At 75.1% G+C, this 13,021-nt stretch carries 12 protein-coding genes; 4 read left to right on the top strand and 8 right to left on the bottom strand.

Going from position 1 to position 13,021, the window contains the following annotated elements; translation table 11 throughout:
* The first annotated feature begins 909 nt into the window (after positions 1–909).
* Positions 910–1,968 (top strand): Gfo/Idh/MocA family oxidoreductase, encoded by a 1,059-nt coding sequence (locus tag Dsi01nite_RS03570; protein ID WP_203844548.1) that lies wholly within the window; start codon positions 910–912, stop codon positions 1,966–1,968.
* Positions 1,969–2,091: 123 nt separating this feature from the next.
* Entirely contained in the window at positions 2,092–2,628 is a 537-nt protein-coding gene (locus Dsi01nite_RS03575; RefSeq protein WP_203844549.1) for a hypothetical protein, read from the top strand.
* Between the two features lie 141 nt (positions 2,629–2,769).
* On the opposite strand, the gene Dsi01nite_RS03580 is transcribed toward Dsi01nite_RS03575, so the two are convergent.
* Positions 2,770–3,513 (bottom strand): phosphatase PAP2 family protein, encoded by a 744-nt coding sequence (locus Dsi01nite_RS03580; RefSeq protein WP_203844550.1) that lies wholly within the window; start codon positions 3,511–3,513, stop codon positions 2,770–2,772.
* A gap of 150 nt (positions 3,514–3,663) precedes the next feature.
* On the opposite strand from Dsi01nite_RS03580, the gene Dsi01nite_RS03585 reads away from it, so the two are divergent.
* Positions 3,664–5,262 (top strand): alkaline phosphatase D family protein, encoded by a 1,599-nt coding sequence (locus tag Dsi01nite_RS03585; protein WP_203844551.1) that lies wholly within the window; start codon positions 3,664–3,666, stop codon positions 5,260–5,262.
* A 52-nt stretch (positions 5,263–5,314) separates the two neighbouring features.
* A complete protein-coding gene (locus Dsi01nite_RS03590) occupies positions 5,315–5,986 on the top strand; it encodes a hypothetical protein (protein ID WP_203844552.1) in 672 nt (223 codons plus the stop codon).
* Between the two features lie 6 nt (positions 5,987–5,992).
* On the opposite strand, the gene Dsi01nite_RS03595 is transcribed toward Dsi01nite_RS03590, so the two are convergent.
* The 7 genes from Dsi01nite_RS03595 to Dsi01nite_RS03625 form a co-directional block, all read right to left on the bottom strand.
* Positions 5,993–6,625: a CPBP family glutamic-type intramembrane protease gene (locus tag Dsi01nite_RS03595; protein ID WP_203844553.1), complete on the bottom strand. Its 633-nt coding sequence runs from the start codon at positions 6,623–6,625 to the stop codon at positions 5,993–5,995.
* Positions 6,622–7,083, bottom strand: coding sequence for a PaaI family thioesterase (locus tag Dsi01nite_RS03600; protein WP_203844554.1), 462 nt, complete (start codon positions 7,081–7,083; stop codon positions 6,622–6,624). Before Dsi01nite_RS03600 ends, Dsi01nite_RS03595 begins: the two co-directional genes overlap by 4 nt.
* Positions 7,084–7,140: 57 nt before the next feature.
* Positions 7,141–7,644, bottom strand: coding sequence for a hypothetical protein (locus Dsi01nite_RS03605; RefSeq protein WP_203844555.1), 504 nt, complete (start codon positions 7,642–7,644; stop codon positions 7,141–7,143).
* Positions 7,641–8,333 carry a DUF4232 domain-containing protein gene (locus Dsi01nite_RS03610; protein ID WP_203844556.1) on the bottom strand — a complete coding sequence of 231 codons (693 nt, stop codon included), beginning with the start codon at positions 8,331–8,333 and terminating at the stop codon, positions 7,641–7,643. Before Dsi01nite_RS03610 ends, Dsi01nite_RS03605 begins: the two co-directional genes overlap by 4 nt.
* Before the next feature lie 90 nt (positions 8,334–8,423).
* Positions 8,424–9,230: a hypothetical protein gene (locus tag Dsi01nite_RS03615; RefSeq protein WP_203844557.1), complete on the bottom strand. Its 807-nt coding sequence runs from the start codon at positions 9,228–9,230 to the stop codon at positions 8,424–8,426.
* Positions 9,227–12,298 (bottom strand): phosphatidylglycerol lysyltransferase domain-containing protein, encoded by a 3,072-nt coding sequence (locus tag Dsi01nite_RS03620; RefSeq protein WP_203844558.1) that lies wholly within the window; start codon positions 12,296–12,298, stop codon positions 9,227–9,229. Before Dsi01nite_RS03620 ends, Dsi01nite_RS03615 begins: the two co-directional genes overlap by 4 nt.
* Positions 12,295–12,972, bottom strand: a complete 678-nt coding sequence (locus tag Dsi01nite_RS03625) for a superoxide dismutase family protein (RefSeq protein ID WP_203844559.1) — start codon at positions 12,970–12,972, stop codon at positions 12,295–12,297. The genes Dsi01nite_RS03620 and Dsi01nite_RS03625 overlap by 4 nt, the downstream gene beginning before the upstream one ends.
* Positions 12,973–13,021: the final 49 nt, after the last annotated feature.

The following is a 13,021-nucleotide window of genomic DNA, read 5'->3' on the forward strand; positions in this document are numbered from 1 at the left end:
CAGAGAATCGCGGTGGTCGACCCCGTCACGTTCTCCGAGACGGTGCGTGACCTGCTGGAGCTGGTGACGTGACCACACCCGCGGACACTCCGGCCAGTGCGACCCGTTGCCGCTTCCGGTAGGCATCCGGCCGGTGCGCTGGCCCCCGTGGTCTGGGTGCCACGAGCGGCGCGATCCATCTGTTCGGTGATCGTTGGAGGTGGGCGGTTCACACGCCGACCATGGGCTCCGGGGCTGCACCACTGGTCGATCACTAATGCGGCAGCATCGGAGATCTTGCGATTACCTGGTTGATGAGTGACTCCCGAGCGTCACTCATCAACCAGGTAATCGCCGGTTTCCCGCAGTCCGAGAAACGCGGCAAGGTCGGCGGCCTGTGGCACCACGAATCCCGGCCCATCACTCGATCACCGGAGAGATCCCCGGGCGTTGAGTACCCAGGCAAAGAGGGTGTTCTGGACAATCTTCCTGACCCCGAGAACGATTTCCAGGTCAGGTGATCCGGCGCTGCCGAGGATCCGCCTCTTCACCCGCTTGTGCCCCGCCGGGAGTGGATCTTCCTAGTGATCGAAGTCGCGGACCGGCTGTCCGCGCAGCCCGTGCACGACTTCGATCACGCCCGCCCGACCGCCCGCCCGATCGACGCGCAACCGCGCGGCAGGCGACGGGCGCCGACAACGGATCGTCATGCCAGCATCGGAACATCGCACGGATGTTCGCCAGAAACGTGGCGGCGGATGCGGCGGCTCGTGATCCAAGGCTCCACCCGGCCGCTCGCACACCACGACAGCGGACACGACCCCGGGAATCGGTGCACCACCAACCGTTGGGGCCTTGCACAGATCGACGTCGGGTGGTCGCGGGGGGATCGTGGGGTGGGGGGTGGTGGGGTAGGAGAGACTGCGGGGTATGAGCGACACCACTTTGCGCGTCGGGCTGGTCGGATACGGCACGGCCGGCGCGGCGTTCCACGCACCGCTGATCAGCACCACGGCCGGGCTGCGGCTGAGTGCGATCGTCACCGCCAACCCGGAGCGGCGACGGGCCGCGGCCGGGGCGTATCCGGGGGCCGCGCTGCTCGGCACGGCCGAGGAGTTGTGGGAGTCGGCGGGTGAGTTCGACGTGGTTGTCGTCGCCTCGCCGAACCGGACGCACGCGCCGCTTGCCAGGGCGGCGCTCGATGCGGGGTTGCCGGTGGTGGTGGACAAGCCGTTGACGGCGACCGCGGCCGAGGGGGCGGCGCTGGTGCGGCTGGCGGCGGAGCGGGGGTTGCTGCTCAGTGTGTACCAGAACCGGCGGTGGGACGGCGACTTCCTCACCGCGCGGCGGCTGGTGGACGAGGGCAGGCTGGGGCGGGTGCTGCGGTTCGAGTCGCGGTTCGAGCGGTGGCGGCCGGTGCCGAAGGGCGGCTGGCGGGAGAGCGACGACCCCGCCGACGTCGGTGGGCTGCTGTACGACCTCGGCAGTCACCTCGTCGACCAGGCGTTGCAGCTGCTGGGGCCGGCGACGGAGGTGTACGCGGAGGTCCACAGCCGCCGCGCCGGCATCCAGGTCGACGACGACGTGTTCGTGGCGTTGCGGCACGACGGTGACGCCCGGTCGCACCTGTGGATGAGTGCCCTCGCGGCGGCTGCGGGGCCGCGGCTGCGGGTGCTCGGTGATCGGGGGGCGTACACGAAGCACGGGATGGACGTGCAGGAGGACGCGCTGAAAGCGGGCGGGCGGCCCACCGATGAGGGCTGGGGTGAGGACGATCCGGCGCGGTACGGCGTGCTGACCGTCGACGGTGCGGAATCGGTCGTGCGGACGGAACCGGGTGCGTACCAGCGGTTCTACAGCGGGCTCGCGGCCGCGCTGCGCGACGGTGGGCCGCCGCCGGTGGACCCGGCCGGGTCGGTGGCGACCCTCGCCGTGCTGGAGGCCGCCCGGCGGTCCGCGGACGGCCGGCAGGTGGTCGCGATCGGTTGAGCGGCGGGGAAGTTGAGCGGCGGGGAAGTTGAGCGGCGGGGAAGTTGAGCGGCCGGGAAGTTGAGCGGCCGGGAAGTTGAGCGGCGGGGGAACCGGAGATCGGGCGGCTGCGTCGGTACTGACGTGAGAAGGCTTGTGGCCGTGCTGCTGGTGTGCGCGCTGGGCGGGTGTGCCGCTCCCGATGGGGCGGGTGCCCCGGACGGGATGGTCGGTGGGCCCGCCCCGTTGCGTGGGTTCGGGGTCGAGGTCGACGAGGCCGTGGCGCCGCGGGTGCCGCTGGTGCACGTGCGGGTCTGCGGCGGCTGGGGCTGCCACGACCAGGACGTGCCGCTGCACATCTCCGGGCCGGTGAGTGCCATGCCGTGCCCGTCCGGGACGGCGGATCCCGACATGGCGTGCGGCGTCGCGCACCTGCCGGGCCCCGGCCCCGGGTACGGGTACGCGCCGGTGCCGCAGCTCACCATGGACCCGGTCACGGTCACCGTCACGACGCCGGCCGGTGCACCCCTGGCGATCACCGCCGAGCTGCGGGTGCACCCGTCGATCGTCTGCCCCGGCGGCGCCGCGACGGCCGGCGCCACCACCTCGGCGTGCGCCGGCGGCGCACCGCAGGCGGGACTGCGCATCTCCGCCGACGGCACCGTCAGCCAGTCCCGCTGAGCAGCAACGGCACCGCCAGCCAGTCCCGCTGAGCAGCAACGGCACCGTCAGCCGGTCCCGCTGAGCAGCAACGGCACCGCCAGCCGGTCCCGCTGAGCAGCGACGGCACCGTCAGCCGGTCCGTGGAGACGGCCGCGTGGCTCACGGGACGGTGGGCGCCGGCGCGGTGACCTCGCCGCGCTGGCGTGGCACCCGGCCCGCGCCGCCCCGCGGGCCCCGGGGCACGGCCCGGTCGAGGATGCCGCGGGCCATGATGACCAGGCAGGTCGCCCCGTTGAGGAACGACGCGACGACGTCACTGGGATGGTGCATGCCGCGGTACATGCGGGTCACGGCCACCCCGATGGGCACCAGGACCAGCAGCGCCCACCAGGCGGCCCGGGTCGACGGCCGGCCGGCGGAGCGGGCCAGCAGGAGCGCCAGCCCGCCGTAGAGCGCGACCGCGGCGGAGGTGTGCCCGGACGGGAAGCTCGACGTCGGCAGCGAACCGTCCATCCGCTCCACCTCGGGCCGCTGCCGGTCGATGGCGAGGGTGGTGAACAGGAACACGACCGCCTGGGCGCTGACGGCGGCGATCAGGAACAGCGGCTCCCGCCAGCGGCGCAGGACGAGCCAGAGGACGCCCGCCGCGACCGCGGTCACCGCGATGATCGCCGGGGTACTGGCAATCGTGCTGAACACCAGCGACACGTCGTCGCGGCCGCCGGAGCGGTGCGCCGCCAGGCCCCGGTTCACGGCGTCCTCGACGGTCAGCGGCCACGCGCCCGGCAGGACCCGCGTCACGAGCAGGCCTAGGCCGACCAGCACGCCGTACAGGACCAGGACCGGCAGGAACACCCGGACGGCGGCCTGCCGCAGGACGGTGACGAGCGTGGCGAGGCGCATGACGGCCGTGGTACCCGGTGCCGCCGCCCGTCATGCGCCGCCCGGGGCCGGCGGGGCGGGAACGGCCAGCTGGTGTTCGTCTCGTGTTCCCGGAGGCGACCGGTGCGGGACGCAGAGTGAGCCGACACCGGATCCACTCTGGGAGGTCCCATGCTCACTCGACGTCAGGTGCTCACCGCGTCCGCGGCGACGGCGGGCGCGATCGTCCTGCCGTTCACCGCTGCCGACCCCGCCGGCGCGCACCCCGGCCACCTGCCGGACCACCCCGGCCCGTTCGCGCTCGGCGTCGCCAGCGGCGACCCGCTCCCCGACGCCGTCATCCTGTGGACGCGCCTGCTGGGGGCGGCCGGGCCGCTGCCCGCCCGGCCGGTGAGCGTCGACTGGCAGGTCGCGCTCGACGAGCGGTTCCACCGGGTGGTGCGGGCCGGGCGGACCGTGGCGGTGCCGCAGCTCGGGCACTCCGTGCACGTCGACGCCCGCGGGCTGCGGCCCGGGCACGAGTACTTCTACCGCTTCCGGGCGCTCGGCGAGTTCAGCCCCGTCGGCCGCACGAAGACCGCGCCGGCGCCGTCGGCGGACCGTGGGGCGCTGCGGTTCGGGATCGTCAACTGCCAGGACTTCCAGAACGGGTACTGGCCCGCGTACGCCGCGCTCGCCGCCGAGGACCTCGACGTGGTGCTGCACCTCGGCGACTACATCTACGAGTACGACCCGGACAGCGTGTACCCCGACCGGCGGCACACCACACCGGCCACCCCGGGCGTCGACCAGCTGCAGACGCTCGACGACTACCGGGCCCGGCACGCGCAGTACAAGGGCGACCCGCTGCTGCAGGCCGCGCACGCCGCCTTCCCGTGGATCGTGACGTGGGACGACCACGAGACCGAGAACAACTACGCGTCCCTGACCGACGAGATCGACGACACCGGCGCGAAACTGCAGACCGCGGAACAGTTCCGGCGGCAGCGGGCGGCCGCGTACCAGGCCTACTACGAGCACATGCCGATCCGGGCCGACCTCAAGCCCGGCAGCGCCGACCTGCGGATCTTCCGCCGGTTCGACTTCGGCCGGCTGGCCCGGGTCAACGTGCTGGACACCCGGCAGTACCGCACCGACCAGCCGGGTGGCTTCCCCGGCGACTTCGGGCTGCCGCAGGCCGGCACCGCCAACACGACGGGCACGCTCACCGGCGAGGACCAGGAACGTTGGCTGGCCCGGGGGCTGGAGCACTCGCCGGCCCGCTGGAACGTCATCGCCCAGCAGGTCATGATGAGCCGGATCAAGTTCCCGAACCCGACGGGTGGCGTGCCGCCGATCGTGGCGAACCTCGACCAGTGGGACGGCTACGCCCCGCAGCGCGACCGCCTGCTCCGGCACCTCGTCGACGCGAAGGTCGCCAACCCGGTCGTGCTCGCCGGCGACATCCACTCGACCTGGCTCAGCGAGCTCAAGCTGGACTTCGACCGCCCCGAGCAGGCGTCGGTCGCGGTCGAGCTGACCGCCACGTCGATCAGCTCGGACTTCCCGATCGCGTTCGACGGGCCGCTCAAGGCGGTCAACCCGACGTTCAACCCGCACGTGCGGTACTTCGACGGTTCGAAGCGCGGCTACCTGCGGTGCGAGCTGACCCGGGCCGGCTGGCGCACCGACGCCCGCAGCGTCGACACGATCGCCACCCGGACCGCGCCGGTGAGCACCACCGCGTCCTACGTGATCGAGGCCGGCACCTCGGCCCTGCACCAGGCCTGACCACCGGCACCCGAGGGGCGGGCCGGGCCGGCCCGCCCCTGATCGGAGGATCGTGTACGTCGACTCGTACTGCGAACGGACCGCGCCGGGCCTGTGGAACGAGCCCGCCAACGCCGTGAGCAACCTGGCGTTCCTGGTCGCCGCCGGGCTGCTGGTGTGGCGCCTGGCCGCGACCGCCCGGTCCGGTGGCCCACGGGCGCCGGGCAGTGTCTGGCTGCTGCCGGTCCTGCTCGGTGTCGTCGGCGGGTGCAGCCTGTCGTTCCACACGTTCGCGACCACGGCGACCGCCGCGCTGGACACGCTGTCGATCCTGGCGTTCATCCTGACCGCGGTCGTCGTGCTCGTGCACTGGATGTGGCGGGTCCCCTGGCGGCGGGCGTGGGTGGCCGCCCCGGCGTACCTGGTCGCGGCGGTCGGCGTGAACGCGGCGCTGTTCGCGGCCGGTGGTGCCTTCGGCGGTTATGTGCCGGCGCTGCTGGGCCTGGCCGGCTTCGGGATCGCGATCAGGTCCACGGTGCCCGGCGCGGCGGGGGAGGGCGGGTTGCTGCTGCTGGCCGCGGCGGTCTTCGCGGCCTCGCTCACGCTGCGGACCGTCGACGGTTCCGTGTGCGGCGCTTTTCCCGTCGGTACCCACTTCCTCTGGCACTGCCTCAACGCGGTGGTGCTGTACATGGTGGGGCTCGCGGTCATCCGCCGATGGCGGGTCGCTCAGGCGGTGCCGTGATAGAACTCAGGCGGTGCCGTGATAGAACGAGCCGCCCAGGCCGACGGTGAAGATGAGCAGCCCGTAGGCCGCGTGCTCGAGCGAGACCACGAACAGTGACCGGGTCCGCTGATACCGGCGGGCGAACAGCCAGCCGCCGGCGAGGGTCAGCGCGACCGCGAGGACGTTGCCGAAGATGACGTGCGCGAACCCGAAAGCCGCCGCGCCGGCGAGCGCGGCCGAGCGCGGGCCGGGGAACAGCGGCGCGTAGCGGTGCAGCAGGAACGCGCGGAACAGCAGCTCCTGGGGGTACACCGACAGCAGCGGATAGAACACGACGATGGCCGCCCACAGCAGGGGACGCTCGCGCGGGAGCTCGAACAGCCGGTCCGGCGCGAGCCACGCGACGAGACCGGTCATCGCGACGGCGGTGCCGCACCAGAGGGCCAGCGCGGGCCGCCACGCGTCGCGCAGCGCCTCGGGCCGCCACAGGTCCCGCCGGTCGAGGCCGCCCTGGCGGCGCAGGTACAGGGCCGCGGCGACGGCGAGGACCACCAGCACGGGGATCGGGCCGCCCGGCGGGTCGGCGAGGGCGTAGCCGGCGACGAGGACATAGAACAGCAGGAAGTGCTCGGCGGCGAGCCGGAGCCGGCCCGTCATCCGGCCGACCGGCGGACGCTCCAGTCGAACCCGCCCTGGCACACCACGGCGCCGGTGTCGTCGACGACGTCCGTCGCGGTGGTGACGCGGGCGCGGGTCGACACGCCGATGAACACCTCGGCGAGGGCCTCGCGGGCCTCGGGGTCCAGCCGGCAGGTGGCGACCAGGCGGCCGCGGGCCGGCGCCAGGAACCGCAGCGTCGCCGCCGCGCCGAGGGGCACGACCCCGTGGAACGCGCTGTCGGTCGGAGCGGCGGAGATGATCGCGGCGAGCCCGGCCGCGTCGACGAGCGCGATGAGGCCGCCGGCGTGCAGCGAGCCGATCACGTTGGCGAGGGCGGGCGGCGCGGTCACCGCCACCACGCCCACGCCGTTGACGGCGCTGATGACCTCGAGTCCCACGGTGCGGTGCGCCGGGATCGGGTCCATCAGCGACCGGGCCAACGCGGTGGCGTCCATCTTGCCGACTGTGCGCCGCCGAGGTGGCCGCCGGGTGTGTGGTCGCTGACCGTGGGGTCAGCAGGAGGTGTCGCGCCGGAAGCCGAAGAACCAGATCGTCGCCTCCACGCTCTGCGGTGGCGCGCCCGGCCGCAGTCGGAAGGCGATGGTCCGGTCTTCGACGGCACGGGTACCGCACAGCACCTCACCGGCACCGGCGAGGGTCCAGCCGTTCGTGGTGAGCAGCTCCTCGTATCGGGCGCGCACAGCGACCGGGGCGGCGCCCGGGGTGAGCGCCCGCACGACGGTGACCGACGCGGGGGACTCCTCGCCGGGGTCGCAGGGGTTGGCCCGGCGCTGGGCGGTGACCTCGGTGCCGGGCACGTCGGCGGTCAGCACCGGGTCGGCGGCCATCCGGTCGAGCAGCGCCGCCGACGCTGTCCTGCAGTCGACGCGCACCCCGTCGCCGACGAACGTGTCCAACGCGACGACGGCGGTGACGGCGCAGCCGGCGACCAGCACGACGAAGGCGGCGACGGCCACGCCGACCGCGGCGGCGCTGCGGCGGCGCCGCGTGGTCACGGGGCGGTCCACGGGCTGACGGCGAGCTTGCCGGTGTTGCCGGGGTCGACCATGAGGGCGAGGACGTGCCGCGGCTGCCCCTGCGCGGGGGCGACGCTCAGGTATTCGCCCTTCGCGACGGTGGCCGCGTCGGTGGTGAGGTTGCGCCAGACCAGCACCGCGACGGCAGTGCCGCCGGGCTTGACGTCGACGCGTTTCGGCGGGCCGCTGAACCGTTCGATGGTCGACACGTTCGAGGTGCCGTTGAGGACGGCCACGTCCAGCGGCGCCCGGTCGGCGTCGAGCAGTTCCACGGCGGGGTAGCCGTTGACGGTGTACGTCGCGGTGCCGCAGTTGCGCAACGTCAGACCGACCGCGCGCAGGCCCATCGCCGCGTCGACCTCCCCGACGGTCAGCGCCACGCCCGGGGCGAGGCAGGCCGGCGACGGCGGGGCGACCACCGGCGGCGACGATGACGGTGCCTGGGTCGTCGCGGCGAACGACACGCCGGGCCGGGCCACGGGCGGGCCGCCCGGGTGGGCCGGCGTCGTGCCGCAGCCCGCGAGGACGGCCGCCGCGGCGACAGGGAGCCAGCGGGCCTTCACGCCGTCGATCTTGCCGTACCGCCGCCGTCCCCGCTGCCCGCCCGCTGCCCACCCGGCGGACGGGGGCGGTGCGGGCCGGGGCGCGGGGTGTGCGGTGGTGGGCATACCGGGTCGACGCTCGCGGGCGCCGCGCGGGTTGTCAGCGGCGACCCGCCGGATCGGCCGCGTCCGTGCGGGCCCGCGCGGCGCGGCCGGTCACGCGGCGGTGGCGGCGTTCGCCGGGGCGTGGGCGAGGACGGTCGCGGCGCCGACGGTCGCGGCGACCGCGATCACCGCGACCGCGCCCCAGCCGGGTCGCACGCCGTCGCCGAGCAGCGCGACACCGACCACCGACGGCACCACGACCTCGACGATCCACAGCAGCGCCGTCACCGGGCCCACCTGGCCGTGTTCGAGGGCGTGCGCGTACAGCAGCATCCCCGTCAGCCCGAACGCCGCCAGGGCCAACGCGAGGGGTTCGGTGGCCACCTGCCACGGGTCGCGCGGCCAGCTGACGGCGCTGGCGCACAGGGCGGCACCGCCGAACGCCAGCCCGGCGACGGCGCCGGTGACGTTCGGGGACGCCCACCGGGCCGCGACCCACCCGGCGACGGCGACCGGCACCGCGGCCACGGCCAGGCCGAGCCGGACCGCGGCCGGGGGCGGCGCCGGGTCCTGCGAGCCGGACGCGGCGGCCAGGGCCACCAGCGCGACGACGGTGACCGCCACGGCGGCGCCGTCCACCGCGCGCAGCCGCACGTCGAGGGCGAGCCGCGCGGCGACGGCGGTGACGGCCAGGGACCCGGCGAGGACCGCCTGCACCTGATACACCGGCAGGGTCCGCAGCGCGGCCAGGGACAATCCCCAAGCGAGGAGGTCGAGGCCGACGCCGCCGACGTACGTGGGCTGGCGCAGCGTGTGCAGCACCCCGGGGGAGCGGCGGGCGCCGGCCGCCTGCAGCACCGACGAGATCCCGTAGCCGACCGCCGCGCAGACGGCGAGGGTGAGGGCGAGCGCGTTCACGGACCGAGGAGCCGGCCGATCACCGGCAGCTCGGTCACGCCCTCGGCGCCGGCGACCGCGAGCCCCTGCATCGGGGCGAGCTCGCTGCCGCTGAGCACGACGTACCGGGGGCGCCAGATCGGCCGGTACTTCTCGTTGTAGCGCCACAACGACTCGATCTGCATGCTGTCGGAGAACCGGTGCAGCAGCCTGCGTTGCAGGTCGCTGAGCCGCCCCTCTCCGCGCTCCCCGGCCAGGACCCCGCGCATCACGGCGAAGTTGAGCCCGAGCCCCCACGAGCCCCACTCCCGCAGCTGCTGGATCGTCTCGACGATGATGAAGTCGGTGAGCCCGTTCGGCAGGTCCTCGGCGGTGCCGCGGCGCATCACGTCCAGCGACCAGCCGGAGATGTCCGCCGCCGGGATCCAGTGGCAGAAGCCGCCGGGGCGCCCGTCCGGCCCGTGCGCGACGGCGAGCAGCAGCCCGGTGTCGCGCGGGTCGAACAGCCGCGACAGCGTCATCGAGAAACCGCGTTCGACGTCGCCGTGGCGGCTCTGCGTCATCAGCTCCCGCAGCTGCCCGGCGAGGTCCTCGGGGAGCGCCGCCGGGTCGTAGAAGCGCACCGTGTACCCGGCGCGGCCGACCCGGTTCCAGGCGCCGCGCAGCCCCTTCATCGCCCGCCCGTCGAGGGTGAACGTGCCGCAGTCGACGATCGCCTCGTCGCCGAGGTACACCGGCCGCAGCCCCGCCGCCCGGTAGACCGGCAGCCAGCCGGCGGCGGCGCCGACGACGCTGACCGGCCAGCCGTGCCGGTCGGCGAACGCGGTGAACTCCGTCCACGCCGATGTCCACTGCTCCGGTGGGCCGATCGGGTCGGGCGAGACCAGGCACACGCCGTCGCGCACCGCGTAGGCGACGACGCAGTCACCGGTGAAGAACCACGACTTGTCCTCGCGCAGCGCGAAGTACGCCAGGGTGTCCCCGCCGTGCTCGGACACGATCCGGCGGGCCCGTTCGAGGTCGGCGGCGTGCTCCGCGGGGCTCGGCGGGCGGTGCAGCCGCGGGCGGACGAGCAGCCAGCCGACGAGCAGCAGCAGGCTGAGCCCGGCCGCGTACAGCGCCGGGGCCAGCAACGGCATCGTCGACGGCAGCGGGGTCACCCGGTCCCCGATGAGCCGACCGGCGACCGCGCGGGCGGTCTCCCCGGCGACGCCGCGCTCCCCGGCGACGAGCACCAGGACCGCCGACACCGCGGCGACCAGCAGCCCGCCGCCGAGCAGCGTCACCGTGGCGAGCCGGACCTGCCGGCTGTCGGGCCGGGTCGGGAACGCGGCCCGGTGCCACAGCAGCCAACCGGCGACGGCGGCGGCGAGGACCGCCTCCTCCACGTCGATGCCCTTCAGCACGTGCAGGACCGCGGTCGCGGCCAGCAGCAGCACCGTGAGCGTCCATGCGAGCCGGCGTCCCCGGCGCAGCCCCCACGCGAGCAGCAGCAGCGCCGTGCCCACGAACACCACTGTCGCCGCGGCCGCCTGTGGCACCTCCACCGGCAGCGCCTCCAGCAGCGCGGCGAGCCGCCCCCGCAGCGGCGTCGTCAGCGCCGACAGCAGGCTGAGCACCGCCACCGCGGCGACCGCCCACGCGGCGATCCGGCGGACCCGCTCGTCCCGGACCCGTTGCCGCAGGCCGTCCTGGGGCAGCGGCCACCCGGCCTCACCGGGGACCGTCGCCACCACCTCCGGCGTGTCCGGCGCGGTGGCGGGCCGGCGGCGGGCGGCGAGCCGTTCCAGGCGGGTCGTCCCGCCGGCCGGGGACTCGGCGACGACGAGCCGCACCCTGACGTCCCTGGCGTCCCGGTCGGCGCCGAGCTCCACCCAGGAGCGGCGCAGCACCGCGGCGAACACCGGCGGCAGGAACCACCGGGCGGGCCGCGCCTCCACGCATCGCGCCCCGCAGCCGCTGTTGGCGTAGAACCCGCCGGGCACGGCCGCCAGCTCCGGCTGGTGCGTGTGCCCGGTGATCAGCCCGGCGAGCCCGTCGGCGCACAGCGCCGCGGCGACGGCCCGCGGCGCACCGTTGAGGTGCATGCCCCGGGGGCCGAGGCGGCTGCCGGCCATCGCGGCGTACACCACACGCGCGGTCAGCAGGGCCAGGGCCAGCAGCAGCGCCGCCTCGACGAGCAGCCCGACGCCGGCGACGGCGGTCCACTGCGGCAGCCGGCGCAACCCGGCGTGCGCCGACAGCAGGTGGACCAGCTCCGGCAGCCGCAGCAGCGCCGCGACCAGCAGCGGCAGCAGCAGCCACCACGCGTGCACGCCGAGGCGCCGGTACACGAGCCGGGACGCGACGAACTGGCCGACGGCGTTCGGGTCGGCGATGGCGGCGAGGTCGGCGAGCAGGGGGCTGCGGCGCACCTCCGGCAGCACCTCCTGCACGATGTGCTGCCCCAGCGGCGAGTCCAGGGGGTTGCGCGGGTCGTGCAGCGCGTTGGCGGGGTCGAACGCGTGACCGTGCTCGACCCGCACGACCCGGCGTCCGGCCGGGGCGTCTGAACTCAGGTCAAAGCCCAGGTCGAAGTCCAGGTCCACCGACAGCGCGCACCGGGCACCGGCACGGCGGGCGAAGGTGTCCGCGGACACGCGGTCCCAGGCGATCGGCGCGTCGTGGTTGCCGACGACCACGACGACCTGCCGGCCGGGTGCCGCGGCGAACTCGCGCAGGGCCCGGGTCAGGTCGGGGTGGGCGTCGAGGGCGGCCTCGACGGTGCCGCCGGGTTCGCCCCACAGCTCGACGACGTCGCCGTTGAGCACGACCGCGCCCGGCCCGTCCCACCGGGCGAGGCGGTCGACCAGGTCCCGTTCCAGGCGCGCGGACGCGGCGGTGGGGCGGGAGCCGAGGTGCAGGTCGCCACAGACGAGGACACGTGCACCGGTCGGCAGCGGTACGACCAGACGGTCGGGCACCACCTCCTCGAGCGCACGGACCCCGGCCGCGTCCTCCCCGCCCGGGTCGTCCCCGGCCGGGTCGTCCCCGGCCGGGTCGTCCCCGGCCGGGTCGTCCTCGACCGCCGTTGGCTCCGGTGCGGTCACGCGGGCAGGGTCAGGCAGGCGACCCGGGCGCCGGCGTCACCGGCGTCGGCCCCTCCGGTCTTCGTCGGCGTCGCGTGGATGACCAGCGACCGCGGCGGCTGGTCGAACGTCCACGGGTGGGTCGCGACCGCCGAGCCCCGCCCGTCGGCGCGGGTGGTGATGTCCAGCCAGACCTCGTTCTGCGGGTTGGCGTAGGACGGGTTCGCCGGCGGCATCGGCGCGGACGCCTTCCCCGAAGCCGAAGCCGAATTCGGCGCCGAGGCCGACGCGGAGCCCGGTGCGGCGGCGGGCGTCGGCATGGGCTGGGACGGCGCGGCCGGCGGCACCGGCGGGCGGTGGTGCTCGTAGTGCGGCCCCGCGTCCGCGCCGGTCGCGCCGCACGGGTTCGTGTGCAGGTGGACGCCGTAGCCGCGGTTCGGCAGCAGCCCGGCGACGGTGAACCAGACCCGGCTGTCCCCGGACGTCTGGGCGATGCTCACCGTCGCGACCGCGCCCGCGGGGACCAGCCCGGGGTCGTAGGTGACGGCGGTCGCGCCGGGCGTGTACGCGGCGAACGTGCCGGTCGCGGACGTCACCCGGGGCGACGGGGCGGGTTGCGCGCCGCCGGCCGACCGGGAGCACCCGCCGGCCACGATGACGGACAGGAGCAGCAGAAGCTTGGTGACGCGGTGCATGTGCCCAGCGTGGTCCCGGGCACCGGCCGCCGGGGTGCGGGCAGCGCCG

The organism is Dactylosporangium siamense, from assembly GCF_016862795.1.
GTDB classification, from domain to species: domain Bacteria; phylum Actinomycetota; class Actinomycetes; order Mycobacteriales; family Micromonosporaceae; genus Dactylosporangium; species Dactylosporangium siamense.